Genomic DNA, 23,933 nt, shown 5'->3' on the forward strand with positions numbered 1-23,933 from the left:
TTCTGGCTGGATTGATGTCATAGCGTATCGTTTTCTGTATAAGCCAGTGCGAATTGAGCTCGCCTTGCCAGTCCCCGGCCTGGACTGTGATCCGCCGCCGCAATCCCACCGATACGGAGCATCTCATGCGCACCCATTCGATCGCAGCCATCCCCGCGGACGGGATCGGTCCCGAAGTCATCTCCGCCGGAATCCGCGTGCTGGAGGCTCTGGCAAAACGCAGCGGCGACCTCGGCTTCAACGTCAAAACGTTCGACTGGGGCTCGGACTATTACAAGAAGCACGGCGTGATGATGCCGGCCGATGGGCTTACCGAGCTGAAAAAATTCGATGCGATCTATTTCGGCGCGGTCGGTGCGCCCGACGTGCCTGATCACATCACGCTGTGGGGGCTGCGCCTGCCGATCTGCCAGGGCTTTGACCAATACGCCAACGTGCGGCCGACAAAAATCCTGCCGGGCGTCGCCTCGCCGCTGCGCAATGTCGGCGTCGGCGATCTCGACTGGGTGATCGTGCGCGAGAATTCGGAAGGCGAATATGCCGGCATGGGGGGCCGCGCCCACAGGGGCCTGCCGGAAGAGGTCGGCACCGAAGTCGCGGTCTTCACCCGCGTCGGCGTCACCCGGATCATGCGCTATGCATTTGAGCTCGCGCGATCGCGCCCGCGCAAGCTGCTCACGGTCGTGACCAAGTCGAACGCGCAGCGCCATGGCATGGTGATGTGGGACGAGATCGCGGCCGAGGTCGCCGCTGATTTTCCCGACGTCAGCTGGGACAAGATGCTGGTCGATGCCATGACGGTGCGCATGACGCTGCATCCGAAGAGCCTCGACACGATCGTGGCGACCAATCTGCATGCCGACATCCTCTCGGATCTCGCCGGCGCACTGGCGGGCAGTCTCGGCGTGGCGCCGACCGGCAACATCGATCCGCAGCGCCGCTTCCCCTCGATGTTCGAGCCGATCCACGGTTCCGCCTTCGACATCACCGGCAAGGGCATCGCCAATCCGGTCGCAACGTTTTGGACCGGCGCGCAGATGCTCGAGCATCTCGGCGAGAAGGATGCGGCGAGCCGGCTGATGGCCGCCGTCGAGCGCGTCTGCGCAGCCGGCGTGCTGACGCCCGATGTCGGCGGCAAGGCGACGACGAAGGAAGTGACGGATGCCGTGATCGATGCGATCCACGGGTCGAACGTCTGATCGCCACTCTCCGTGATGGCCGAGCTTGTCCTCGGCCATCCACGACCTTTCGTGCGGCACCAAGAACGTGGATGCCCGGGACGAGCCCGGGCGTGACGAATTTGCGGAACAGCCGGACACTCAATGAATGCTGCTTTCGCAGCGATGATGCGCTCTACCTCCGCCCCGCGGGAGCCGCCGGCGGCGTCGCCATCGCGGCGGCCGGCGCCGGAGGGGTGAGGTGGCGCGGAACGATGATGGTCTGGCCCGGGACGAGCTGCGCGTTCTCCGGCAATGAATTGCTCTGCGCGAGCGACCACAGCGGCACGCGGTTGGCAGCGGCGATGCTCTCCATGGTGTCGCCGCGACGAATCGGCAGCCGAACTCCGCTATCCCACAACTCGACCAGTGCATCGCCGGGCACGAGATAGCGCAGCGGCACGGCGTCAGCCTGGGCCTGCGGTGGGATGCGCGGCAACTGCGTCACCATCTCGACGATCTGGCGATGGATGTCGTCGGACTTCTCGATGTTGATGTGCGAGACGCGCGCGTTTTCCTTCAGATCATAGCTCGCGTAATGGCCGCGAAAACCGGGCACCGCCACGACGTCGCCGCCGCCCAGCACGCTGTCGGACAGGAAGATGTTGATGAAGCGTTCGACATTGAGCGGGACGTCGCCGGTCGCATGCGCGGGATCGATGGCGATGACAAGGCTGATCGGGACGTTCTCCTTCGCCGCCATCTCGGAGATGACGATCGAGCACAGCCCGCCCATGGAATGGCCGACCAGCACGATCGGTGCCGCCTTCTCCTTGTAGCTGGCGATGACACGGTTGCCGATCAGCCGGCACAGGGTGAATTCATAGACATCGGCCGAGAAGCCGGCCTGGGTCAGTTTCTCGCCGAGCCGGTCCATGCCGGTCGAGAAGATCGGGCCCATGGCGCCGCGGAACAGGTAGACCCTCGGCGGCGGCAATGGCTCGAACGGGGGCGGCGGCGGCGCGGCGGGGACGGCCGCGGTGGCCTTGGACTTGGCCGGTGAGGCCGCGGCCATGCCGCTGCTCATGGCGAGCAGCGCAACCGCGGCCAGCGCGACTAGTCGCCTCAAATGAATCATCAGTCCACCAGTCCCACCACGGAAGGCAACAGCCTCCCTGCCGGGCTTAGTGACCACCGATTGGGTGGATTTTGGGGCACGGGAACCGGCTGCCCCCCTCGCAAATTCTATCGAGCTGCCGCGTATCCGCGGGAGATGACAGGCTTTGCGACGATCGGCCTCAGGCCGGCGTCGCGAGACGCTAAAGCGGCAGAATCCGGTTCAAGAGGTCGAGCAGCATGCGCTGCTCCGCCTTGCGGCGGCGGCGTGATCCCGGCGCATCGCAAGGTGCTGCTGTTCATGGCTTCCACCAACCGCGATCCCGCACGCTGGGACAGAGCCGACCGCTTCGACGTCGAGCGGGTTGCGACGGGCCATGTCGCCTTCGGCGCCGGCATCCACGCCTGCGTCGGCCAGATGATCGCGCGTCTGGAAGGCGAATTGATCTTAAGCGAGCTCGCAAGGCGCGTGAAGACCATCGAGCTCACGGCAGAGCCGAGGCGCAGGCTCAACAATTCGCTGCGCGGCCTTGCGAGCATGCCGGTGCGGGTGATGGCGGCCTAGTTCCTGGCCGGAGCCGTTGCCGCCGCCGAGCGCGCTGACCGCGGCACACCGGGCTCCGCAACCGGCACAGCCGGGGCGCGCGAGCGCATGATCGCGGCGTTGATTTCCGCGATGACGCGGCGCTGGATCGCCTCGTTCTTGTCGATCGAGATGTGGCCAACACCGGTGCCGCGAACATCGACATTGTCGAGCTTGCCCCGCAGGCCAGCCGCGGCCCGCACCGGCTCGCCGGGACCATCGCCGATATAGATGTTGATGTAGCGCTCGGCGCCGGTCGAGAGCTTGGTCTTGAACACGGAGTCGAGGCCTATCGCGAGCTTCACGGGAACGCCGAGCTGGTTCAGCTTGGCGATCATGTCCGGCAGCGCGGTCGCGCCCGAGGAATGGCCGACCAGGATGATGGTCTTGAGGCGGCCGGCCTTGTAGGCGATCGCCGCTTCATCGGCGAGCGAGGACCACGAGACGAAGTTGGCGACGGTCACCGGGATGCCCTGCGCCTGGAGCCGGGCGCCAATCGTGTCGAGCCCGAGCGAGAAGATGTTGAGCACGCCACGAAGCAGGTAGACATGCGTGGTCGCTGCCGCTGCCTGGCTCGGCGCGGCCTTGGCGCCGGTCGGGCTTATGGCAACAGCTGACAGCAGAAGCAGGCCCATCGCCCATATGCGGAGGGCGGACAACTGGCTGGCGCCGGCGGTGTGACGGCCGTTCGGTCTCATCGATGTTTTCCCTGGGGACGATACGCTTCGCGATTGGTCGGAATCGTAGCCACGGCCTGCTCGCAGACGCAACAAAGAGCCGCGTGAGCGACAATCTTAGCCGCGCTCCGTGACCATCGCGCAACACTCGCCTGAAACCTGCCACCGAAGGGCCTGTTTTGAGACCATTTTTCTCTGAGCAATTGCGACCCGGCAACGGCGTTCCTATCTCATGGCTCCGCTGGCCCGCCCTCCCGGGACGGGTTCCAGCCTCCCTCCCCAGCCTTTGCCCTCAGCCTTGCGGCCATCATGTCCCCTATCATTTCCGTCGCCAATCTGTCGAAAACCTATGGGTCCGGCTTCAAGGCGCTCAAGAACGTCAATCTCGACATCAAGCGCGGCGAGATCTTTGCGCTGCTCGGCCCCAACGGCGCCGGCAAGACCACGCTAATCTCGATCATTTGCGGCATCGCCAACCCGAGCGAGGGCAACGTTCTCGTCGGCGGCGAGAACATCCAGACCTCCTACCGCAAGGCGCGCTCGCTGATCGGCCTCGTGCCGCAGGAATTGCACACCGACGCGTTCGAGAGCGTGTGGGCGACCGTGAGCTTCTCCCGCGGCCTGTTCGGCAAGCCGAAGAATCCTGGTCACATCGAGAAGGTCCTCAAGGATCTCTCGCTATGGGACAAGAAGGACAACAAGATCATCACGCTCTCCGGCGGCATGAAGCGCCGCGTGATGATCGCCAAAGCACTGTCGCACGAGCCGCAGATCCTGTTCCTGGACGAGCCCACCGCCGGCGTCGACGTCGAGCTGCGCAAGGGCATGTGGGAGGTCGTGCGCGGCCTTCAGCAGTCCGGCGTCACCATCATCCTCACCACGCACTACATCGAGGAAGCCGAGGAGATGGCCGACCGCATCGGCGTCATCAACAAGGGCGAGATCGTGCTGGTCGAGGACAAAACGACCTTGATGCAGAAGCTCGGCAAGAAGCGGCTGACGCTGCATTTGCAGGGCAAGCTCGACGCGCTGCCGCAGAGCCTCAGCCATTATAAGCTCGACCTGTGCGATTCCGGCGCGACGCTGGTCTACGACTACGACACCAAGGGTGATCGCACCGGCATCACCAGCCTGCTCAGCGACCTCCGCACCGCGGGCATCCGCTTCAACGATCTCGACACGACGCAATCGTCGCTCGAGGACATCTTCGTCGATCTCGTGAGGACGTCATGAATCACCGCGCCATCCGCGCCATCTACCTGTTCGAAATGGCGCGCACCTGGCGCACGCTGCTGCAAAGCATCGTCTCGCCGGTGGTCTCGACCTCGCTCTATTTCGTGGTGTTCGGCGCCGCGATCGGCTCGCGCATCAGTCAGGTCGAGGGCGTCAGCTATGGCACCTTCATCGTGCCGGGCCTGATCATGCTCTCGGTGCTGACGCAGAGCATCGCGAATGCCTCATTCGGCATCTACTTCCCGAAATTTACCGGAACGATCTATGAAATCCTGTCGGCGCCAATCTCCTATTTCGAGATCGTGCTCGGCTATGTCGGCGCCGCCGCGACCAAGTCGATTATCCTCGGCCTGATCATCCTCGCCACCGCCGGGCTGTTCGTTCCATTGCATATTCACCATCCGGTCTGGATGCTGGCCTTCCTGGTGCTGACGGCGGTGACGTTCAGCCTGTTCGGTTTCATCATCGGCATCTGGGCCGACGGCTTCGAGAAGCTGCAGATGATCCCGATGCTGGTGGTGACGCCGCTGACCTTCCTCGGCGGCAGCTTCTACTCCATCGACATGCTGCCGGCCGGCTGGCGCACGGTGGCGCTGCTCAACCCGGTCGTCTATCTGATCTCGGGCTTCCGCTGGAGCTTCTACGAGATCGCGGATGTCAGCGTGTCCGTCAGCGTCGGCATGACGCTGGCATTCCTGGTGGCCTGCCTGATCGTGATCTGGTGGATTTTCCGCACGGGGTATCGGCTGAAGAATTGAGCCTGCCGTCATTCCGGGCGTGCGAAGCACGAGCCGGAATCCATCGTGCAGCAGAGTTGGTCGATGAATAGATACCGGGTTCGCCACTGCGTGGCGCTCCGGAATGACGAGGTGAGTTACCAATCGCCCCTTTGCCGGCGTTGTGAATGCACGTCCGGCTCGCGAAAATGTCAGCGCTGCCGGCCCCGTGCGGCACAAAGTGGCCTTGCTTACATCAGGCATGACGTTAACGATGGGCAGGCAGGCCACTGGAACCAACGCCGAATGACAGGCATAATGCACGCCGGGGACGGAGAGCCGCGGCGCCTAGCGTGAACAGGCCGGAGGCCGGAAGTCAGATGCGTACATTTTTGATTGCTTTCACATCCCTGATGCTTTTGAGCGCGGGCGCCGCGCACGCCAAGGTCGAGATCACCATCGACAAGGACAATCAGCAGATGACCGTCGCCGTCGACGGCGTCGCGCGCTATCACTGGCCGGTGTCGACCGGCATCCCCTCGCGCGAGACGCCGAACGGCGCGTTCCGCGCCTTCCGCATGGAAGAGGATCACTATTCCAAGGAATTCGACGACGCGCCGATGCCGCACGCGATCTTCTTCACCAAGGTGGGGCACGCCATCCACGGCACCGACTCGGTCGGCCGGCTCGGCTCGCCGGCTTCGCATGGCTGCGTGCGGCTGTCGCGTCAGAATGCCTCGACGCTCTACGCCTTGGTGCAGCAACAGGGCGTGCTCAACACCACGGTGACGTTGACCGGCTCGGCACAGGTGGCACTGGCGCGCAATCCGCGCGGCCGCAATCCCACCGCGGTCGCGCGCGCTCCGCAGCAGCCACCCGAAGAGCAATACAGCGCGGCCGGCGATCCCGTAAATCTCACACCGCCGGCGCAAGCCTCGCGCCGCTACATGCCGCAGGACGACAATTACATCTATCCCGCCGACGGCAGCGATACCGGCGCGCGCTACCCGGCACCGCGCCCGATCACGCGCCCCTATGGCACGCAGGCTTATCAGCAACTGCCGCAGCCAACCTACGACCAGGGCTATGGCCAGCAGGGCTACTATTATCAGCAGCAGCCCCGGCAGGTTTATCAGCCGCGCGGCTATTACTATCAGAACTGACGCTATCGCGTTCCCTCCCCGACCGAGGCACCATGCCGTCACGTGCCACGACCATTCTGCCTGTGCTCTGGGCTTTGCTAGCGGGACCGGCCATGGGATTCGACCTCGAGGCGCATCGCGGCGGGCGGGCGCTGCTGCCGGAAAACACCCTGCCGGCCTTCGCCAACGCGCTGTCGATGGGCGTAGACACGCTCGAACTCGATGTCGGCGTGACTGCCGACGGCGAAGTCGTCGTCTCGCATGAGCGCGGGCTCAATCCGGATCTCACGCGCGGCCCCGACGGGGCCTAGATCACTCCGCCCGGCATCCCGTTCGTGAAACTCCGGCTTGACGAGGTCAGGACCTACGACGTCGGCCGGATCCGGCCGGACAGTGCGTACGCGAAGCAATTTCCCGATCAGCGGGCCATACCGGGGACACGCATTCCCACCTTGAGCGAGCTGTTCGCGCTGGTGCGCAAGTCCGGCAACATGCGCGTGCGCTTCAACATCGAAACCAAGATCGATCCGAACCATCCGGACGAAACGCTCGACCCGCAGGGTTTCGTCACCAGGCTGCTCAGTCTGATCGAGGCCGAACAGTTTTCCGAGCGTGTCATGATCCAGTCGTTCGACTGGAGAACGTTACAGCTCGTGCAGCAGCAAGCACCGAAAATACCAACCGTGTACCTCACGCTCCAGCGCGGGTCAGGCCAGACGGTGGCGCTCGACAAAGCCACCAACTGGACGGCGGGCTTCAGTCCTGCGGATCACGGCGGCTCGCTGCCGCGGACGATCAAGGCCGCGGGTGGCGCGGTCTGGTCGCCTTATTTGGGCGATGTGACCGGGGCGCTCATCTCGGAGGCCCGGGGACTTGGATTGCGCGTCGTGGTGTGGACGGTCAACAAGCCCGACGACATGGCGCGGATGATCGAGCTCGGCGTCGATGGCATCATCTCCGACAGGCCGGACTTGTTGCGGCAGATCGCCGGCGAGAAAGGAATTGCGTTGCCGGCGGGGACGCCGGTGGCGCCGTAAGGTTTATCTGTCTTCATGCCCGGGCTTGTCCCGGCCATTCACGCGTTCCGTCGTCGTCCGAAGAACGCGGATGCCCGGGACAAGCCCGGGCATGACGACCTCTTGTGGATCTGCGCGCCATACCTTCGGCCGCCCTACTCCCCGTCCCGCAAGCGCCGATACAGTGCACCCAGAATATTGGAATAGTCGTCGGTCCAGACCCGCATCCTGTCGTCAGCTTCGGTCTGCTCCCATGACTTCGAGGAAGCCAGCCTGCCGATGTCCGCCTCCTCCCGCGCGGAGATGACGACGTCGGTCGAGAAGATGTAATCGGAATCGCGCCCGGAATCCTCGTTGAAGACCCAGCTCGTGAGATCGTTGGCATCGGCAATGCCGACCACGACGGTCTCGAGATCGAGATGCCGGTTGGAGACGTGCATCACCACGGCGCCATGCGGGGCGAGCTTGTCCTTGTAGATCTTCATCGCCTCCTTGGTCGCAAGGTGAATCGGGATCGCATCGGACGAATAGGCATCGACGATGATGAGGTCGTAGGCGCCGTCGGGCTCCTTTGCGAAGGTGAGCCGCGCATCGCCGATCACAGGCTTCAGATCCGGCAGACAGCTCGAGATGTAGCGGAAATTCCTGGGGTCGCGCGCTGCGTCGACCATGGATTGGTCGATCTCGAAGAACTTCCAACTCTCGCCGGGTTCAGCAGCACAGGCAAGCGTGCCGGAGCCGACACCGATCGCAGCAACCTTCAGTGGCGCGCCCTTGCGCTCGCGGATCGCGCTGACGGCCTGACCGATGCCGCCGTCCTTGTGATAGTAGGTGATCGGCTCGGGCCGGCCGACGACCGGCGTGCCATCATTGTTGCGGAAGCGCTCCGCGCCGTGGATCGTGGTGCCGTGCATCAGCACGTGGAAGTAACCGCCGGGCGTCACCACGATCTTGTGCACGCCGAAGAAGCTGCGCACGGTCGTGACGCGTCCCTCGTCTGCGGGATAGACCCGGATCAACGCCAACGCGAGTGCGACGGTCGCAAAGATCTTCCAGCGGCCGGCATTGAGCGTCAGCGCCAGAAGAGCTGCCAGCACGCCGACGGCGCCGGCGATCCAGACGCGATGATCCTCGAACCAGGTCGAGAGGTCGCCCGTCGTAGTGGACGGCGCGACGAGCGCCACCGCGAGCGCGGCGAGCGCCAGCCAGTACCATTTGACGATGCCCGCCAGCCGCTCGTTCGCCGGCGGCCGGCACAGCGCGGCGAGCGCAATCAGGATCGGGTATTCGGCGACCCACGAGAAGGTGAACGGCGCGACGAGCCCTGCGAACAGGCCGCCGACCATGCCGCCGAACGACAGCGCGACATAGAAGCCGGTGAGATATTTGGCTGCCGGCCGCGTCCGCGCCAGTTCGCCGTGGCAGGCCATGGCGATGAGGAAGAAGCACAATTGATGACCGCCGAGCGTGAGCAGCAGATTCTGCTCCCCGCCGAAAGCCAGCAGGACAACCACGCCTGCGATCGCCACCGGCTGGAGCATCAGCATCCATTTGTGCGGCAGCAGCGGACGCGACTGGAACACGACGACCCAGGTGAGCAGATACAGGGACAGCGGCAGCACCCACAGAAGCGGTGCCGCCGCGACATCGGTGGAGATGTGCGCGGTCACCGCGATGAGCAGACCCGACGGTACCGCGGCCAGGAAGATCCAGCGCAGCCGCGTCACCAGAGAAGGCGCCGACGCATTGCCCTCCTCCGCTCGCGCATCGACCACCGTCAGCTGCGGCGAGCGCAACAGCAGCACGCCGCAGGCAGCGATCAGCAGGATCAGAAGGCCATAGCCGGCGGTCCACAACCGGTTCTGCGTGTGCAGCGTGAACATCGGCTCCAGCAGGAACGGATAGGACAAAAGCGCGAGGAAGCTGCCGATGTTGGAGGAGGCATAGAGGAAATAGGGATCGTGCCCGGCGGGATGGCCGGTGCGGACGAACCAGGCTTGCAACAGCGGATTGTTGGCGGCGAGCGCGAAGAGCGGCAGGCCGATCGAGACCACGAACAGGCCGAGCAGCCAGACCGCATAGCCCGAAGCGGGCGGCTCGCCATAGGCGGAGGCGATGCCGAGCGGCAGGGTCGCCAAGGCCGCGATCAGCAGCACCAGATGCACTGCGACCGGAACGATGCGGCTTTTGACCTGCATCAACAGATGCGCATAGGCGTAACCCGCCAGCAGCAGCGACTGGAAGAACACCATCGCGACCGACCACACCGCCGGCGAGCCGCCGAGCCGCGGCAGCACCATCTTGGTGAACAGCGGCTGCACCGAGAACAGCAAGAGCGCGCTGACGAAGATCGCGGCGGTGTAGACCGTCAGCAACAGCCGGTTGCGCGATGAGGACGACTGCTCCGTGGCGGCGGGTTGCACGATCGAATCCATGGAAGCTCCGGCAAGCGTTTTCCAGCGAAGTGGGCACCCGTTCGCGCGAGAGCACGCGTCGGACGATGCCCCCGGCGGGCGCCGGATGGGCGCAATGGAGCACAAGGCGCCTGAACGGGCAATAAAGGCGCTCCCGATGTTGCAGCGGGGAATGCTTGATATACAGATGTCGTCCCGGGGCGATGCGAAGCATCGAACCCGGAACCTGGAGATTCCGGGCCGCGCTCCGCGCGCCCGGGATGACGGCGGATTGGACTTGAACCCTTCATGACAGAGACCGACGTCATCATCATCGGCGCTGGCCATAACGGCCTCACCTGCGCAGCCTACCTCGCGGCGGCAGGTCTGCGCGTGCGCGTGGTCGAGCGCCGCAAGGTGATCGGCGGAGCGGCGGTGACAGAGGAATTTCACCCCGGATTCCGAAATTCGGTCGCCGCCTACACCGTGAGCCTGCTCAATCCGCAGGTGATCCGCGACTTGAATCTTGCGGAACAAGGCCTGCGCATCGTCGAACGGCGCGCGCAGAATTTTCTGCCCGCGCCCGACGGCAGCTATCTCCTCACCGGCGAGGGGCGGACGAAGGATTCCGTCGCGCGGCTGAACGCGCATGACGCCGATGCGCTCGACGGTTTCACGCGTGAGCTGGAAGAGATTGCCGACGTGCTCAGGCAGTTCGTGCTGCGCGCGCCGCCGAACCTGCTTGACGGCTTTGGCACGAGCGCGATCCGCGAGGCCGTGAATGCGTTAAAGACGGCCAACATTCTGCGCGGGCTGACGCTGGAGCAGAGCCGCAGCCTGCTCGACCTCTTCACCCGCTCCGCCGGCGAGATGCTGGACGAGCGTTTCGAGCATGATCTTGTCAAGGCGCTGTTCGGCTTCGATGCTATCGTCGGCAATTATGCCAGTCCCTACGCGGCGGGTTCGGCCTATGTGATGCTGCATCACGCCTTCGGCGAGGTGAACGGCAAGAAGGGCGTCTGGGGCCACGCCATCGGCGGCATGGGCGCGATCACGCAGGCGATGGCGCGCACTGCGCGCGATCGGGGCGTCGCGATCGATACCGACGCGGGCGTGCGCGAGATCATCGTCGAGCGCGACCGCGCGGTCGGCGTGGTGCTGGAGAACGGCGCCGCCATCCGCGCCAAATATGTCGCAGCCAACGTCAACCCCAAACTGCTCTATACGCGGCTGGTTGCGGCCGACGCCCTGCCCCAAGACTTCCTGGCCCGCATCCGGCACTGGAAGAACGGCTCCGGCACCTTCCGCATGAACGTGGCGCTGGACCGCCTGCCCTCGTTCACGGCGCTCCCCGGTCAGGGCGATCATCTCACCTCGGGCATCATCCTGGCACCGAGCCTCGGCTACATGGACCGCGCGTATCACGATGCGCGCGCGCAGGGCTGGAGCCGTGAACCTGTCGTCGAGATGCTGATCCCCTCGACGCTGGACGACACGCTGGCGCCCGAAGGCAAACATGTCGCGAGCTTATTCTGCCAGCATGTCGCGCCGGAGCTTCCTGCTGGAAAGTCCTGGGACGACCATCGTGACGAGGTCGCCGATCTCATGATCGCGACGGTGGACAAATATGCCCCGGGCTTTGCGGCGAGCGTGCTCGGCCGCCAGATCCTCTCGCCGCTCGATCTTGAGCGGCAATTCGGCCTGTTGGGTGGAGACATCTTCCACGGCGCGCTGACGCTGAACCAGCTGTTCTCGGCGCGGCCGATGCTGGGCCATGCCGACTATCGCGGCCCGCTGAAAGGCCTCTACCATTGCGGCTCCGGCGCCCATCCTGGCGGCGGTGTCACCGGCGCTCCCGGCCACAACGCCGCACAGGTGATCTTGAGGGATCACCGCTCGCTGTTCGGAAGCCGTGGATAGGTCTGTGGACGAGCTGTGGATCGCCTGTCGAGGTCTGTGGTTCAGGAAGAGGATGCCTGGGGACGGGCGGGCGGGACAGGCCTGGGGAAAGACAGTGGAGAACTAAGGGGCCATTGCGGGAAAAAGTTCGTGGATAGGCGTCGTATAAGGTGCGGATAACCTGTGGAGACCGCTCGATAGCACATGTCGCAAAACGACCTCGCCCGCCAGGGGGCAATCCCCCTCGCGGGCGCTGGGTCAAAAACAGCCTATGAAGAAAAGTAGCCCCCGCCGGGAAATGGGAAGCGGAAATTACTTCAAAGAGGTGCTAATCGAACCGAACTTCTCGTTCAGGCTGGTGCCCAGGCTGTTCACCACGGTGATGATCGCGAGGGCAATACCGGCTGCGATCAAGCCGTATTCGATCGCAGTTGCACCGGACTCGTCCGACCAGAACTTCTGAACCATGCGCTTCAAGATTTGCCTCCGTTTCCATTTCAAGCTGTGTTGGCGCCGCCAAACATCCGGAAATTTACGGCATACGACCTACGGCCCGGTTAATCTGAGAGCTGCAACTTGTGCTGAAAATTGGGACTAAAAACTGCAAAAATTGAACCCGACGGAACCTTAGGATGCAGCCCTCCCCTACCCATCGCGCCAGCTTCTCGATCGGCAGCGAGGCCGCCGCCAGGCGCGTCGTCGACCTGCTCACCGAGGTGTTTTTCGAGGCGGATGCGGCGGTCGCTGCTTTCGAGCGGCCCGACGGCCAATGGGACGTCACCCTGCATTTTGCCGCCGCGCCGGACCAAGCATGGCTGCGCGAACTCGTTGCAACTTCAGCAGGAAATGAGATCGCACAGACGCTCGCCTTCGATCTCGTCGAAGCCAAGGACTGGGTCAAAGCGAGCCTGGAAGACCTCGTCCCCGTCCCGGCCGGCCGTTTCATCGTGCACGGCAGCCATGACCGCGACCGCGTGGCGGCGAACAAGCTCGCCATCGAGATCGAGGCGGCGCTCGCCTTCGGCACCGGCCACCACGGCACGACCCGCGGCTGTTTACTGCTGCTTGACCATGTCCTGAAGAGTTCCCGGCCGCGCAACTTGCTCGACCTCGGTACCGGGACCGGCGTGCTGGCGATCGCAGCCGCGAAGGCGTTGCACCGCGCCGTGCTTGCCTCCGACATCGATCCGCCCGCGGTGCGGGTGGCGGCCGAGAACGCGGCGCTAAATGAAGTTGGCAACCATGTGCGGGTGATCCGCGCCACCGGCTTCGCCGCGGCGGAGTTCGGCAAATGGGGTCCGTTCGACCTGGTGCTGGCCAACATCCTTGCCAATCCATTGCGGCAATTGGCGGGTCCGATGGCGCGGCATCTCGCAGCCGGCGCCTGCGTCATCCTTTCCGGCCTGTTGACGCATCAGGCCACCGCCGTGATCGCCGCCTACCGCGCGCGCGGCCTCGTGCCGCTGCGGCACCTGCGGATCGAGGGATGGAGCAGTCTATTGCTGCGGAAGATGGGGTGACTGGTCGAAGCTGCCCTAGGTTGGGCCAAACGCAGCGTGTCCACCAACCTCATTCGCGAACGCCCACTACTCCCCCGGCTTCTCGTCCTGGCGCGTCGCGCGCTCGTCCTGCAACGCCCGCCTCGCGCGGCGTTCGGCGAAACGATCGATCATCTGGCTGATGAGGCCGCGCGGCTTCTTCGGTGTCGCCGCAGCCGGCGCGCGGCGCACCGGCGGCGAAATCTTCTCAAACGTGAATGATGGCATCGTGTGTCCCCTCGCCGTTGAGATGAACCACCTGCTCGAATTTCCCTGTTATCCGGACGAAGCGCAACTGCCGCACCCTTTACTCCACTCAATTCGAATGGAACCATTTCAAGCACAGTCCATGCCAGATGCGACGCAAATGCGTCTAGATTGCGGACTGATCCCCATCATCCTAAAGTGATCCACCATGTTCGAAGCGCACTTCCAAACATTCGAGGAGCCCGAGGCCGGCGTCGCATTGGCGGCGCGCCTCGCTGCGCTCCGCGAAGAACTCGCCCGCCGCAAGCTGACAGGGTTCGTCATCCCACGCGCCGACCAGCAGCAGAATGAATATGTGCCGCCGTCGGAAGAGCGGCTCGCCTGGCTGACCGGCTTCACTGGATCGGCTGGATTGGCGGTGGTGCTGACCCAGGAGGCCGCGATTTTCGTCGACGGCCGCTATACGCTCCAGGCCGCCAAGCAGGTCGACGCCAGGGCTTGGGCGGTGGAATCGCTGATCGATCCGCCGCCGGAGAGCTGGGTGTCGGCGCACCTGAAGCCCGGCGAGCGCCTCGGATTTGATCCATGGCTGCACACTTCTTCAGCAGCCGAGCGCCTGTCCGCTGCCTGCGCCAAGGCCGGCGCCGAGCTGGTTGCGGTCGACAGCAATCCCGTTGACGCGATCTGGCAGGACCGACCGCAGCCTCCCCTCACGCCGGTGACCGTGCACGGAATGCAACATGCCGGCCTCACTGAAGCCGACAAGCTGACCCAGATCAGAAGCGAGATCGACAAGCTCGGCGTCGACGCGCTGGTGGTGTCGGACAGCCATGCCGTGGCCTGGACCTTCAACATCCGTGGTGCCGACGTTGCGCATACGCCGCTGCCGCTGTCCTACGCGCTGGTGCCGAAGGACGGACGGCCGACGATCTTCATCGACCAGCGCAAGCTCTCCAACAGCACGCGCGACCATCTCGAACAGTCCGCCGACGTCCGTGAGCCCGATGCGATGGCGCCGACGCTGATGGCGCTGGCCAAGAGCGGCGCCGCAATCGCGCTCGACAATGCCACCGCAGCCGACGCGCTCAGCCGGCTGATTGCAGGCGCCGGCGGCAAGCCGGTGCGCGGCAGCGACCCGATCGCGCTGCTCAAGGCGGTGAAGAACGCAACCGAGATCAAGGGCACGAAGACGGCACATGTGCGCGACGCCGTGGCGCTGGCGCGCTTCCTCGCGTGGATCGATCGCGAGGCACCGAGCGGCAAGCTCACCGAGATCGACGCGGTCGAGGCGCTGGAGACATTCCGCCGCGACACCGGTGCGCTGAAGGACGTCTCGTTCCCGACCATCTCGGGCACTGGCCCGAACGGCGCCATCGTGCACTACCGCGTCACCCGCAAGAGCAACCGCCGGATCACCCCCGGCGACCTGCTGCTGATCGATTCCGGCGCGCAGTATGAAGACGGCACCACCGACGTCACCCGCACGATGGCCGTGGGCGAACCGACGGCGGAGATGCGCGACCGCTTCACCCGCGTCCTGCGCGGCCATATCGCGATTGCGCGCGCGGTCTTTCCCGACGGCACCACGGGCGCGCAGCTCGATACGCTCGCGCGGCAATATCTCTGGGCCGCCGGCGTCGATTTCGAGCATGGCACCGGCCACGGCGTCGGCAGCTATCTCTCGGTGCACGAGGGGCCGGCGCGGATCTCGAAGCTCGGCACCACGCCGCTGAAGCGCGGCATGATCCTGTCCAACGAGCCGGGCTACTACAAGACCGGCGGTTTCGGCATCCGCATCGAGAACCTCGAACTGGTGGTCGCCGCCGACATCAAGGGTGCCGAGAAGCCGATGAATGCATTCGAGACGCTGACGCTGGCGCCGATCGACCGCCGGCTGATCGATGTGGCGATGCTGGCCAAAGACGAACTCGACTGGCTCAATGCCTACCACGGCCGCGTCCGGGCCGAGGTGCGGCCGGCCCTGGACGAGGCGAGCAAGGCCTGGCTCGATCAGGCGACGGCGGAGTTGATGGCGTAATGCGCATGGCGCCGCACGCGCTACGCAACTCTCCTCGCCCCACCGAGCTGTCATGCCCCGCGAAGGCGGGGCATCCAGTACGCCGCGGCTTCTCCGCATAGCACGACTGCCTCTGGAATACTGGATTCCCCGCCTTCGCGGGGAATGACAACTAGAGTGGCGCACGGGCAACGCGCCCAGTCGATCGCGATCACCCTCACCATAACCATCCCGGAATCCGTATAGCCGCATTCCGAAACGCCGATATCCGCCTTGCCCGAGCAAGCTACAGTCCGACTCGCATTTTGAAGAGACGGATACGCATGCATGGCATGATCAGCAAGCCGCCGGGAGCGGCGACCAACCTCGCGACGTCGCGCTTGGTGCTGCTGCTCTTGGTGGTCATGACCGGGATCGCGCCGATCTCGCTCTACATGCTCGTTCCGGCACTGCCGGTGCTGGCGACCAATTTCGGCAGCGACATCTCGATCGCGCAGATGACAGTGTCGCTCTACATGGTCGGCATCGCGCTGTCGCAGCTCATCATGGGGCCGCTGTCGGACAGGTTCGGCCGGCGTCCGGTGCTGCTCGGCGGGCTGGCGCTGATGATCGCGGCCAGCATCGCCTGCATCTTCGCGCAAGACCTGCCGCAGCTGATCGCCGCCCGTTTCTTCCAGGCGCTCGGCGGCGCCTCCGGCATGGTGATCAGCCGCGCCATCATCCGCGACATCTATGAGCGCGACCGCGTCGCCTCGATGATCAGTCTCGTGGTCGCGGCTCTGATGATCGGACAGATGGTTTCCCCGCTCACCGGCGGCTTAATCGAGACCGCGTTCGGCTGGCGCGCGATCTTCTACGCCATCACGATCGCCGCGACCATCGTCGCCGTCGGCATCGCGGTCGCACTGCCCGAGACGCGCCGCAACCGTGCCGCCGGCAGCGGCTTTCGCGGCGACGTCGGCATCCTGTTCCGCAACCGCGCCTTCGTAGGCTATGTGATGTGCCAGGTGCTGGCCTCGCAGATCATCTTCACCTTCGCCGGCGGCGGCCCCTATATCGTGGTGACGCAGATGGGCCGCAGCAGCGCCGAATACGGCGGATGGTTTGCGACCACGGGTTTCGCGTATCTCATCGGCAATCTCCTTTGCGTGCGCTTTGCGCCGCGGCACTCGCTGGGGAAGCTGATCTGGTTCGGGCTTGCCCTCCAGCTCTGCGGCAGCCTGCTGAACCTGATATGGAGCTTCGCCGGCTGGAACGAAGCGCCCGGCTGGCTGTTCGGCACCCAGATGATCGTGATGGTCGGCAATGCCTTCGTGATGGCGAATTCGGCCGCCGGCGCCATCAGCATCCGTCCCGAAGCCGCCGGCACCGCCTCGGGCGCGATGGGCTTCCTCCAACAGGGTATCGGCGCACTGATGTCGCAATTCGGCGCCTATCTTGGCGGTCACTCCGCCACCACGCTGCCGCTGACCTCCGCGGTCCTCGCGATCTCGCTGCTCTGCGCCTGCATGATGATGTTCGTCGTGCCCCGCCGGGAGATGGTGGTGAGCGAGACCCTGATCGGGCAAGCGGAAGAGGAAGAGAGCGGGATGATGTGAGGGACGGCTCGTCGGCTCGCAACGACGAAGAAAACCTCACTCCCCGATCAGCTTCAGCCACTCGTCCTCGGTCAGTACCTTGACACCGTGCTTATTGGCTTCGGCGAGCTTCGAGCCTGCGCCCGGACCGGCGACCACGAGATCGGTCTTCTTCGACACCGATCCCGACACCTTTGCACCCAACCGCTCCGCGGTTGCCTTGGCCTCGTCACGCGTCATCTTTTCCAGCGATCCGGTGAACACCACGGTCTTGCCGGCGACGGCCGAATTGCTCTTTGGCTTCTCGGCGTCGACGATCTCGACCTCCTTGGTCAGCCGCTCGACGATGCCGCGATTGTGGCTCTCGCCGAAATAGTCGGCGATGCTCTTGATCACGGTGTCGCCGATCTGGTCGAGCGCGTCCATGTCCGCCATCGCCTCCTCGTCGCCCTTGGCGACCTTGAGACAGGCCTCGTGAAAGGCGTCCCACGAGCCGTAGCCGCGTGCGAGGGCCAGCGCCGTGGTCTCACCGACATGGCGCATGCCGAGCGCATAGACGAAGCGCTCCAGCGCGATCTTCCGGCGGCTCTCGATGGCGCCGAACAGATTTCGCACCGACGTCGCGCCGTAACCCTCGATCTCTTCAAGCTTGAGCTTTGAGTTGCGCTTCTCCAGCGTGAAGATGTCGGCAGGCTCCTTCACCCATCCCTGGTCGAAGAAATACTGGAGCTGCTTCTCGCCGAGACCGTCAATGTCGAAGGCGCGGCGGGAGACGAACAGCTTGAGATGCTCGATCTTCTGATAGGGGCAAGCGAACTCGCCGGTGCAGCGGGCGCGCGAGCCCTCCTCGCCGGTCGCTGTCTCCTCACGCACCACGTCGGTGTGCAGCGGACACGGGCACTTCTTCGGGAAGTGGAATTCCTTGGCGGTTTTCGGCCGCTTGTCGAGGACGACGTCGACCACCTGCGGGATGACGTCGCCGGCGCGTTGAATCACGACCGTATCGCCGAGACGGATGTCGCGGCCCTCGCGCAGCACCTCGCCCTTGTTCCCGATGCCCTTGATGTAATCCTCATTGTGCAGCGAGACGTTCTGCACGATCACGCCCCCGACACCGACCGGTTCGAGCTTGCCGACCGGCGTAAACGAGCCGGTGCGGCCGACCTGGATCTCGATGTCGCGCAGCACGGTCATGGCACGTTCGGCTGGAAATTTGTGCGCGATGCCCCAGCGCGGCGTGCGCGAGACGAAGCCGAGCCGTTCCTGCCAATCGATACGGTCGACCTTATAGACCACGCCGTCGATGTCGTAGTCGAGTTTTGCGCGCTGCTCCTCGATCGAGTGATGGAACGCCAGCAGCTCCTCGACGGAATGACACAGCTTGGTCAGCGGATTGGTCTTGAAGCCGCAACGCTCGAACCAGGCGATCATGCCGCTCTGCGTGCCCTCGGGCATCGCGCTCATCTGGCCCCACGCATAAGCGAAGAAACCGAGCGGACGCGAGGCGGTGATGGTGGGATCCTTCTGCCGCAAGGAGCCTGCGGCCGAGTTGCGCGGATTGGCGAAGATGGTGCCGCCCTCCGCCTTCTGCCGCTCGTTGAGCGCCAGGAACGCCTTTTTGGTCATATAGACCTCGCCGCGCACCTCACAGATATCGGGGACGTTGCGGCCCTTCAGCTTCTGCGGCACGTCTTCGAGCGTGCGGATGTTGGCGGTGACGTCCTCGCCCACCGCACCGTCGCCGCGGGTTGCGGCGGTGACGAGCTCGCCGCCCTCATAACGTAGTGACATCGAGAGGCCGTCGATCTTCGGCTCGGCGGAGAAATTGACCTGATCGTCGTCGAGCTTCAGAAAGCGCACGATGCGGCCGACGAAGTCGCGCACGTCCTCTTCGGCAAAGGCGTTGTCGAGCGACAACATCGGGACGGCGTGCCGGACCTTCCTGAAGCGGCCCGACGGCGCCGCGCCGATCTTCTGTGACGGCGATTCCGCGCTGACGAACTCCGGAAAGCGCTTTTCGATGGCGTTGAGGCGCTGGCGCAGCGCGTCATATTCGGCGTCGCTGACGGTGGGCGCGTCCTCTTGATAATAGCGCCTGTCGTGCTCTCCGAGTTCAAGCGCGAGCCGCATATGCTCGACCTTGGCCTGCGCCTGGGTGAGCTCGGCGACGTCGCGAAGCGGCGGTTTGGATCTTGCTGCTCTTGCCATGGTGCTTAAGGTTCTAGCTCGTCGTTCCGGGATGGTCCGAAGGACCAGACCCGGAACCTCGAGATTCCGGGTTCGCACGTCGTGCGCCCGGAATGACAGTGGGAGGGGCTCGTGGCTTATTACGTCTATATTCTAGCAAGCCGACGGGATGGGGCAATCTACGTCGGCATCACCAATGACCTTGTGCGTCGCGTCTATGAGCATCGAGTCAAGGCCGTGCCGGGCTTCACGACCAAGTACAACATCACACGGCTGGTCTGGTTTGAGACTTATGATGATCCAATAGCTGCAATTTCACGCGAGAAAGAACTCAAGAAGTGGAAGCGGGTCTGGAAAACTCAGCTGATCGAAGGAGAATCCAAACTGGAATGATCTCTACGAGTCGATCTGCAAATGAGGCGTCATTCCGGGATGGTCCGCAGGACCAGACCCGGAATCTCGAGATTCCGGGTTCGGCTCTTCGAGCCGCCCCGGAATGACGGATAACTAAGCCGTCGCCGACTTGAGCAGCCGTTCCGCGGCCGCCCTGGCTTCGGCCGTGATTTCCGCACCCGCCAGCATCCGCGCGATCTCCTCGCGGCGGTGATCGGCGGCCAGTGCGTTGACGCGGGTGGCGACGCGCTTGCCCCTGTCAAGCGCGTCCTTCGATATCAAGAGGTGCTGGTCGGCGCGGGCGGCGACCTGTGGGGCATGGGTCACGGCCATCACCTGGACCTTCCCGGCAAGCCGCGCCAGACGGCCGCCGATGGCGTCGGCGACCGCACCGCCAACGCCGGTGTCGATTTCGTCGAACACCAGGGTCGGCGCCGAGCCGCGGTCTGACAGCACGACCTTGAGCGCCAGGAGGAAGCGCGAGAGCTCGCCGCCGGAGGCGACCTTCATCAGCGGACCCGGCTTGGTACCCGGATTGGTCTGCACCCAGAACTCGACGCGGTCGAAACCCTGCGGTCCCGGCGCGGCCTCGTCGGTCTCGACCTGAGTCATGAATTTTGCGCGTTCGAGCTTGAGCGGCGCGAGCTCGGCATTGACGGCCTTGTTGAGCTTCTCCGCCGATTTCTGCCGCGCCAGTGACAATTTCTTGGCGGCGGCCGCATAGCGCGCATCGGCCTCGATCGCGGCCTGCTCCAGCTTCTTCAGCCGCGAGGCACCGGCATCGATCAGCGCGACGTCGGCGGCATATTTGGCGGCAAGCGCGGCGAGCCCGTCGACCGGCGTCGAATATTTGCGCGACGCCGCACGCAAAGCAAAGAGCCGCTCCTCGATGCGCTCGAGCTCGGCGGGATCGAAATCGGTTGCCGCCAAGGCGGCGTGAAGGTGCTGGTCGGCTTCCTCCAGCGCGTTGATCGCGGCGTCGATCGCTTTCACCGCGGGCTCGACCAGCGCCGGCGAGTTGACGCCGCGGCGCTCCAGCCGTCGCACCGCGGCGGACAGCGCCGCGACCGGCGAATGATTGCCGCCGACCGCCTCCTGCGCCTCGCGCAAATCGGAGGCGATCTTCTCGCCCTGCATCATGATGGTGCGGCGCGAAGCCAGCGAGGTCTCTTCGCCGTCCTTGGGCGCGAGCTGCTTCAGCTCGTCGGAGGCATGGCGCAGATAATCTGCCTCGCGGGCGGCGCGCTCCATGCCGGCGCGGTGCTCCTCAAGCTCGGTGTTGGCGGTGCGGCGCGCGTCCCATAGCATCTCGACCGCGGCGACGTCCTTTTCGAGGCCGGCGAAAGCGTCGAGCAGGCGACGATGGGTCGCGGCATCGACCAGCGCACGCTCATCGTGCTGGCCGTGGATCTCGACCAGGGCGGCGCCCACCGCCTTCAATGTCTGCACGCTGATCGACTGGTCGTTGATGAAGGCGCGGGTGCGGCCATCGGCGAGCTGCACGCGGCGGAGAATCATCTCGCCGGTGTCATCCAAGCCGTTTTCGGCCAGGATCTTCGTCGCGGGGTGATTTTTGGGGACATCGAACACGGCGGTGACCTGCCCCTGCTCCGCACCATGGCGCACGAGGCCGGCGTCGCCGCGGCCGCCGAGCGCCAGCGCAAAGGCATCGAGCAGGATTGATTTGCCCGCACCGGTCTCGCCGGTCAAAACCGCAAGGCCGGTGGCGAATTCGATATCGAGCCGTTCGATCAGGACGATGTCACGGATCGACAGACGCGCCAGCATGGAACCAAATTTCCTAGCCGAGACCCATCTTCTTGAAGGTCCGGCTGATCCAAGACCCCTGATTCTCGCTCGGTTCGAGACCGCCGGATTTTACAAGATTATAGGCGTCCTTGTACCAGCGGCTATCAGGAAAATTGTGCCCGAGCACGGCCGCCGCGGTCTGCGCCTCGCCGACGATGCCGATCGCCATATAGGCCTCGGTGAGCCGGAACAACGCCTCCTCGACGTGGCGGGTGGTCTGGTACTGTGTGACGACGGTCTTGTAGCGGTTGATCGCGGCCGTGTAGTCGCGCTTCTGCGCGTAATAGCGGCCGACATTCATTTCCTTGCCGGCGAGCTGGTCGCGCGCGCCCTCGATCTTGGCCTTGGCCGAGGTGGCGTATTCCGAGTTCGGATATTTGCGCACCACCTCTTCGAGCGCGGCAATGGCCTTCTCGGTGCGGGCCTGGTCGCGGCTGATGTCCGGGATCTGGTCGTAATGCGAGGCGGCGATCAGGTATTGTGCATAGGCCGCGTCCGGGCTGCCGGGATGCAGCGTGACATAGCGGGTGGCGGCGCCGATGCAGCCGTCATAGTCGCCGCCCTGGTAGGACGCGTAGGCCGACATCAGCAGCGATTTGCGGGCCCACTCGGAATAAGGATGCTGGCGGTCGACCTCTTCGAACTTCTTGGTCGCCGCCTTCATGTCCTTCTTCTCGTTCATGAGGTACAGGCCCTCATTGTAGATCTTGTCGGCGGGCTCCTCGACGAAGGTGTCGTCCTTGGCGGTGAACTTGTCCCAGAGTGCGCCGGTGCCGCAGCCGGCCAGCGGCAGCGCGAGCAGGATGAAGGTGACGGCGTGAAGCAGGCCGTTGGCTCGAGACGAGACCGGGAGATATCCGCGCGTCATACGCTGTGCCGACATGAGTTTTGCCTTGACGCCCTGTGATGCGGTGCCCGCCAGCCCATGACCCCGTCATGGGCGCGAAATGTGACCGTGGTGCCTGCCATACGACCACGCCGATCTATCCGAAAAACGATCGTTACCAACCGGATAGGCAGGCATTTCGCCCGGATTAAGGCGAACGTGCCGCAATGCTAGTCGATCATGGTTACCAGGAATTTCCCGGGGTCGGTCCCAAGCCGTGGCTGCAACAACAGGTCTGTCAGGACACGTCCGGCCCGTAGGCCGCGGCGATCCGGCCGCCGACGATACCGCGACCAACTTCGCCCTGCGGACGCGTGGTGCGGCGGGCCGCTTCGCCTTCGACCACCCGCCAGGCGGTACGGTCGGCCAGCAGCGCGGTCAGGACGGCATGGTTGAGCTTGTGGCCGCCACGCACCGAGCGGTAGGCGCCAAGCAGCGGCAGCCCCGCCAGCGCGAGGTCGCCAATCACATCCAGCACCTTGTGGCGGGCACATTCGTCGGCATAGCGCAGGCCCTCAGTATTGAGCAGCCGCTCGTCGTCGAACACGACGGTATTGTCGAAGGAGGCGCCGAGGGCATAACCCGCGCTCCAGAGCCGCGCGACATCGCCCATCAGCCCGAAAGTCCGGGCCCGGCCGACTTCGCGGCGGAAACGTTCGGGGCTGAGGTCGAAGGCGTAGTTCTGCTGGCCGATGACGGGGTTGGTGAAGTCGATCTCGACCTCGGCGCGGAACCCGTTGGCGTGGGGCCTGATCTCGCCGAAGGAGTCGCCGATCTTGACCGAGATCGGCTTCAAAACCTGAATGAAGCGGCGCTGGGCCGATTGGGTGACGATGCTGGCCTGGTCGATCGCGGCAATGAAGGCGGCGGCGCTGCCGTCCATGATCGGCACTTCGGGCCCGTCGATCTCGATCATGGCATTGTCGACGCCCATGCCGCGCAGTGCAGCAAGCACATGCTCGGCGGTGGAGACCAGCGGGCCGTCGCGATCACCGAGGACGGTAGCGAAGTCGGTCGCGATCACCTGCTCGGCGGTCGCTTGAACTTCGCGGTCACTTCCCTCGAGCCCGGTGCGGACAAAAACAAAGCCCGCGTCGACAGGCGCAGGCCCAAGCGTGAGAGTGACGGGAAGACCGGAATGAACGCCCACGCCTGCCACCGAGGCTTGCGCACGAAGCGTTGTTTGCCGGCTAAATTTCATCAGGAACCCGCCCCACTACGACCACCGCGACTTATACGAGACCCGCCCGGCCGGCCAGTGCCGACGTCCCGCGAATCCGTATCCCCAAGTCACGGGCAAACCATAGTCACTGCCCCAAACAGCGCCAACTCACGCTTTTTTACCGATTGTTACCCCAAACCCGCCGTATTCGCGCCAAGGCTTAAC

General features: G+C 64.6%; 18 protein-coding genes and 2 pseudogenes. 11 read left to right on the forward strand and 9 right to left on the reverse strand.

From position 1 onward, the window contains the following. The first annotated feature begins 125 nt into the window (after positions 1 to 125). Positions 126 to 1,199 (forward strand): tartrate dehydrogenase, encoded by a 1,074-nt coding sequence (locus IVB12_RS34725; protein ID WP_247306689.1) that lies wholly within the window; start codon positions 126 to 128, stop codon positions 1,197 to 1,199. 154 nt (positions 1,200 to 1,353) lie between these two features. Here the strand turns inward: IVB12_RS34725 and IVB12_RS34730 are convergent, their stop codons facing one another. Beyond that, entirely contained in the window at positions 1,354 to 2,295 is a 942-nt protein-coding gene (locus IVB12_RS34730; protein WP_247306693.1) for a LysM peptidoglycan-binding domain-containing protein, read from the reverse strand. Positions 2,296 to 2,541: 246 nt separating this feature from the next. Between IVB12_RS34730 and IVB12_RS38240 the strand changes: the two genes are divergently transcribed. Further along, positions 2,542 to 2,838 (forward strand): cytochrome P450, encoded by a 297-nt coding sequence (locus IVB12_RS38240; protein ID WP_247306696.1) that lies wholly within the window; start codon positions 2,542 to 2,544, stop codon positions 2,836 to 2,838. On the opposite strand, the gene IVB12_RS34740 is transcribed toward IVB12_RS38240, so the two are convergent. Beyond that, positions 2,835 to 3,554 (reverse strand): hypothetical protein, encoded by a 720-nt coding sequence (locus IVB12_RS34740; protein WP_247306699.1) that lies wholly within the window; start codon positions 3,552 to 3,554, stop codon positions 2,835 to 2,837. The genes IVB12_RS38240 and IVB12_RS34740 overlap by 4 nt on opposite strands. A 288-nt stretch (positions 3,555 to 3,842) precedes the next feature. Here IVB12_RS34740 and IVB12_RS34745 point away from each other — a divergent pair, with 288 nt between their 5' ends. From IVB12_RS34745 to IVB12_RS34760, 4 genes and pseudogenes are all read left to right on the forward strand, one after another. After that, positions 3,843 to 4,766: an ABC transporter ATP-binding protein gene (locus IVB12_RS34745; protein ID WP_247306702.1), complete on the forward strand. Its 924-nt coding sequence runs from the start codon at positions 3,843 to 3,845 to the stop codon at positions 4,764 to 4,766. Continuing rightward, a complete protein-coding gene (locus tag IVB12_RS34750; protein ID WP_247278486.1) occupies positions 4,763 to 5,524 on the forward strand; it encodes an ABC transporter permease in 762 nt (253 codons plus the stop codon). Before IVB12_RS34745 ends, IVB12_RS34750 begins: the two co-directional genes overlap by 4 nt. Before the next feature lie 338 nt (positions 5,525 to 5,862). Then, positions 5,863 to 6,645, forward strand: coding sequence for a L,D-transpeptidase (locus tag IVB12_RS34755; RefSeq protein ID WP_247306704.1), 783 nt, complete (start codon positions 5,863 to 5,865; stop codon positions 6,643 to 6,645). 32 nt (positions 6,646 to 6,677) lie between these two features. Then, positions 6,678 to 7,661 (forward strand): annotated as a pseudogene (locus tag IVB12_RS34760) (glycerophosphodiester phosphodiesterase). Positions 7,662 to 7,795: 134 nt separating this feature from the next. Here IVB12_RS34760 and IVB12_RS34765 read toward each other — a convergent pair. Further along, on the reverse strand, positions 7,796 to 10,075 hold the full coding sequence (locus tag IVB12_RS34765; RefSeq protein WP_247306706.1) for a fused MFS/spermidine synthase: 2,280 nt from the start codon (positions 10,073 to 10,075) through the stop codon (positions 7,796 to 7,798). A gap of 267 nt (positions 10,076 to 10,342) precedes the next feature. Here IVB12_RS34765 and IVB12_RS34770 point away from each other — a divergent pair, with 267 nt between their 5' ends. Continuing rightward, positions 10,343 to 11,953 carry an NAD(P)/FAD-dependent oxidoreductase gene (locus IVB12_RS34770; protein ID WP_247306708.1) on the forward strand — a complete coding sequence of 537 codons (1,611 nt, stop codon included), beginning with the start codon at positions 10,343 to 10,345 and terminating at the stop codon, positions 11,951 to 11,953. A 291-nt stretch (positions 11,954 to 12,244) separates the two neighbouring features. Here the strand turns inward: IVB12_RS34770 and IVB12_RS34775 are convergent, their stop codons facing one another. Further along, on the reverse strand, positions 12,245 to 12,409 hold the full coding sequence (locus IVB12_RS34775; protein WP_247278481.1) for a Flp family type IVb pilin: 165 nt from the start codon (positions 12,407 to 12,409) through the stop codon (positions 12,245 to 12,247). A gap of 155 nt (positions 12,410 to 12,564) precedes the next feature. Between IVB12_RS34775 and IVB12_RS34780 the strand changes: the two genes are divergently transcribed. After that, the gene (locus tag IVB12_RS34780; protein WP_247306710.1) at positions 12,565 to 13,452 is read left to right on the forward strand and encodes a 50S ribosomal protein L11 methyltransferase; all 888 of its coding nucleotides are present in this window, start codon (positions 12,565 to 12,567) and stop codon (positions 13,450 to 13,452) included. 66 nt (positions 13,453 to 13,518) lie between these two features. Here the strand turns inward: IVB12_RS34780 and IVB12_RS34785 are convergent, their stop codons facing one another. Continuing rightward, positions 13,519 to 13,698, reverse strand: a complete 180-nt coding sequence (locus IVB12_RS34785) for a hypothetical protein (RefSeq protein WP_247306711.1) — start codon at positions 13,696 to 13,698, stop codon at positions 13,519 to 13,521. Between the two features lie 187 nt (positions 13,699 to 13,885). Here IVB12_RS34785 and IVB12_RS34790 point away from each other — a divergent pair, with 187 nt between their 5' ends. Then, the gene (locus IVB12_RS34790) at positions 13,886 to 15,715 is read left to right on the forward strand and encodes an aminopeptidase P family protein (protein ID WP_247306713.1); all 1,830 of its coding nucleotides are present in this window, start codon (positions 13,886 to 13,888) and stop codon (positions 15,713 to 15,715) included. A 302-nt stretch (positions 15,716 to 16,017) separates the two neighbouring features. Next, the gene (locus IVB12_RS34795; protein WP_247306714.1) at positions 16,018 to 17,292 is read left to right on the forward strand and encodes a multidrug effflux MFS transporter; all 1,275 of its coding nucleotides are present in this window, start codon (positions 16,018 to 16,020) and stop codon (positions 17,290 to 17,292) included. Positions 17,293 to 17,328: 36 nt separating this feature from the next. Here the strand turns inward: IVB12_RS34795 and ligA are convergent, their stop codons facing one another. After that, the gene (gene ligA / locus IVB12_RS34800; RefSeq protein WP_247306716.1) at positions 17,329 to 19,479 is read right to left on the reverse strand and encodes an NAD-dependent DNA ligase LigA; all 2,151 of its coding nucleotides are present in this window, start codon (positions 19,477 to 19,479) and stop codon (positions 17,329 to 17,331) included. A gap of 111 nt (positions 19,480 to 19,590) precedes the next feature. On the opposite strand from ligA, the pseudogene IVB12_RS34805 reads away from it, so the two are divergent. Continuing rightward, positions 19,591 to 19,876, forward strand: a pseudogene (locus IVB12_RS34805) (GIY-YIG nuclease family protein). A gap of 89 nt (positions 19,877 to 19,965) precedes the next feature. Here IVB12_RS34805 and recN read toward each other — a convergent pair. From recN to lpxC, 3 genes are all read right to left on the reverse strand, one after another. Further along, positions 19,966 to 21,639: a DNA repair protein RecN gene (gene recN / locus IVB12_RS34810; protein WP_247306719.1), complete on the reverse strand. Its 1,674-nt coding sequence runs from the start codon at positions 21,637 to 21,639 to the stop codon at positions 19,966 to 19,968. 13 nt (positions 21,640 to 21,652) lie between these two features. After that, entirely contained in the window at positions 21,653 to 22,543 is an 891-nt protein-coding gene (locus tag IVB12_RS34815; RefSeq protein WP_247306721.1) for an outer membrane protein assembly factor BamD, read from the reverse strand. A gap of 241 nt (positions 22,544 to 22,784) precedes the next feature. After that, positions 22,785 to 23,747 carry a UDP-3-O-acyl-N-acetylglucosamine deacetylase gene (gene lpxC / locus IVB12_RS34820; protein ID WP_247306725.1) on the reverse strand — a complete coding sequence of 321 codons (963 nt, stop codon included), beginning with the start codon at positions 23,745 to 23,747 and terminating at the stop codon, positions 22,785 to 22,787. Positions 23,748 to 23,933: the final 186 nt, after the last annotated feature.

The sequence above is a fragment of the Bradyrhizobium sp. 179 genome (assembly GCF_023073535.1).
GTDB lineage: Bacteria > Pseudomonadota > Alphaproteobacteria > Rhizobiales > Xanthobacteraceae > Bradyrhizobium.

Bases quoted from the DNA above. Each gene is read 5' to 3' on its own strand.
- lpxC (WP_247306725.1), bottom strand. From the start codon at position 23,747: ATGAAATTTAGCCGGCAAACAACGCTTCGTGCGCAAGCCTCGGTGGCA.
- IVB12_RS34730 (WP_247306693.1), bottom strand. From the start codon at position 2,295: ATGATTCATTTGAGGCGACTAGTCGCGCTGGCCGCGGTTGCGCTGCTC.
- IVB12_RS34765 (WP_247306706.1), bottom strand. From the start codon at position 10,075: ATGGATTCGATCGTGCAACCCGCCGCCACGGAGCAGTCGTCCTCATCG.
- IVB12_RS34780 (WP_247306710.1), top strand. From the start codon at position 12,565: ATGCAGCCCTCCCCTACCCATCGCGCCAGCTTCTCGATCGGCAGCGAG.
- IVB12_RS34795 (WP_247306714.1), top strand. From the start codon at position 16,018: ATGCATGGCATGATCAGCAAGCCGCCGGGAGCGGCGACCAACCTCGCG.
- recN (WP_247306719.1), bottom strand. From the start codon at position 21,639: ATGCTGGCGCGTCTGTCGATCCGTGACATCGTCCTGATCGAACGGCTC.
- IVB12_RS34750 (WP_247278486.1), top strand. From the start codon at position 4,763: ATGAATCACCGCGCCATCCGCGCCATCTACCTGTTCGAAATGGCGCGC.
- ligA (WP_247306716.1), bottom strand. From the start codon at position 19,479: ATGGCAAGAGCAGCAAGATCCAAACCGCCGCTTCGCGACGTCGCCGAG.
- IVB12_RS34725 (WP_247306689.1), top strand. From the start codon at position 126: ATGCGCACCCATTCGATCGCAGCCATCCCCGCGGACGGGATCGGTCCC.
- IVB12_RS34790 (WP_247306713.1), top strand. From the start codon at position 13,886: ATGTTCGAAGCGCACTTCCAAACATTCGAGGAGCCCGAGGCCGGCGTC.
- IVB12_RS34770 (WP_247306708.1), top strand. From the start codon at position 10,343: ATGACAGAGACCGACGTCATCATCATCGGCGCTGGCCATAACGGCCTC.
- IVB12_RS34815 (WP_247306721.1), bottom strand. From the start codon at position 22,543: ATGTCGGCACAGCGTATGACGCGCGGATATCTCCCGGTCTCGTCTCGA.
- IVB12_RS34745 (WP_247306702.1), top strand. From the start codon at position 3,843: ATGTCCCCTATCATTTCCGTCGCCAATCTGTCGAAAACCTATGGGTCC.
- IVB12_RS34785 (WP_247306711.1), bottom strand. From the start codon at position 13,698: ATGCCATCATTCACGTTTGAGAAGATTTCGCCGCCGGTGCGCCGCGCG.
- IVB12_RS34740 (WP_247306699.1), bottom strand. From the start codon at position 3,554: ATGAGACCGAACGGCCGTCACACCGCCGGCGCCAGCCAGTTGTCCGCC.
- IVB12_RS34755 (WP_247306704.1), top strand. From the start codon at position 5,863: ATGCGTACATTTTTGATTGCTTTCACATCCCTGATGCTTTTGAGCGCG.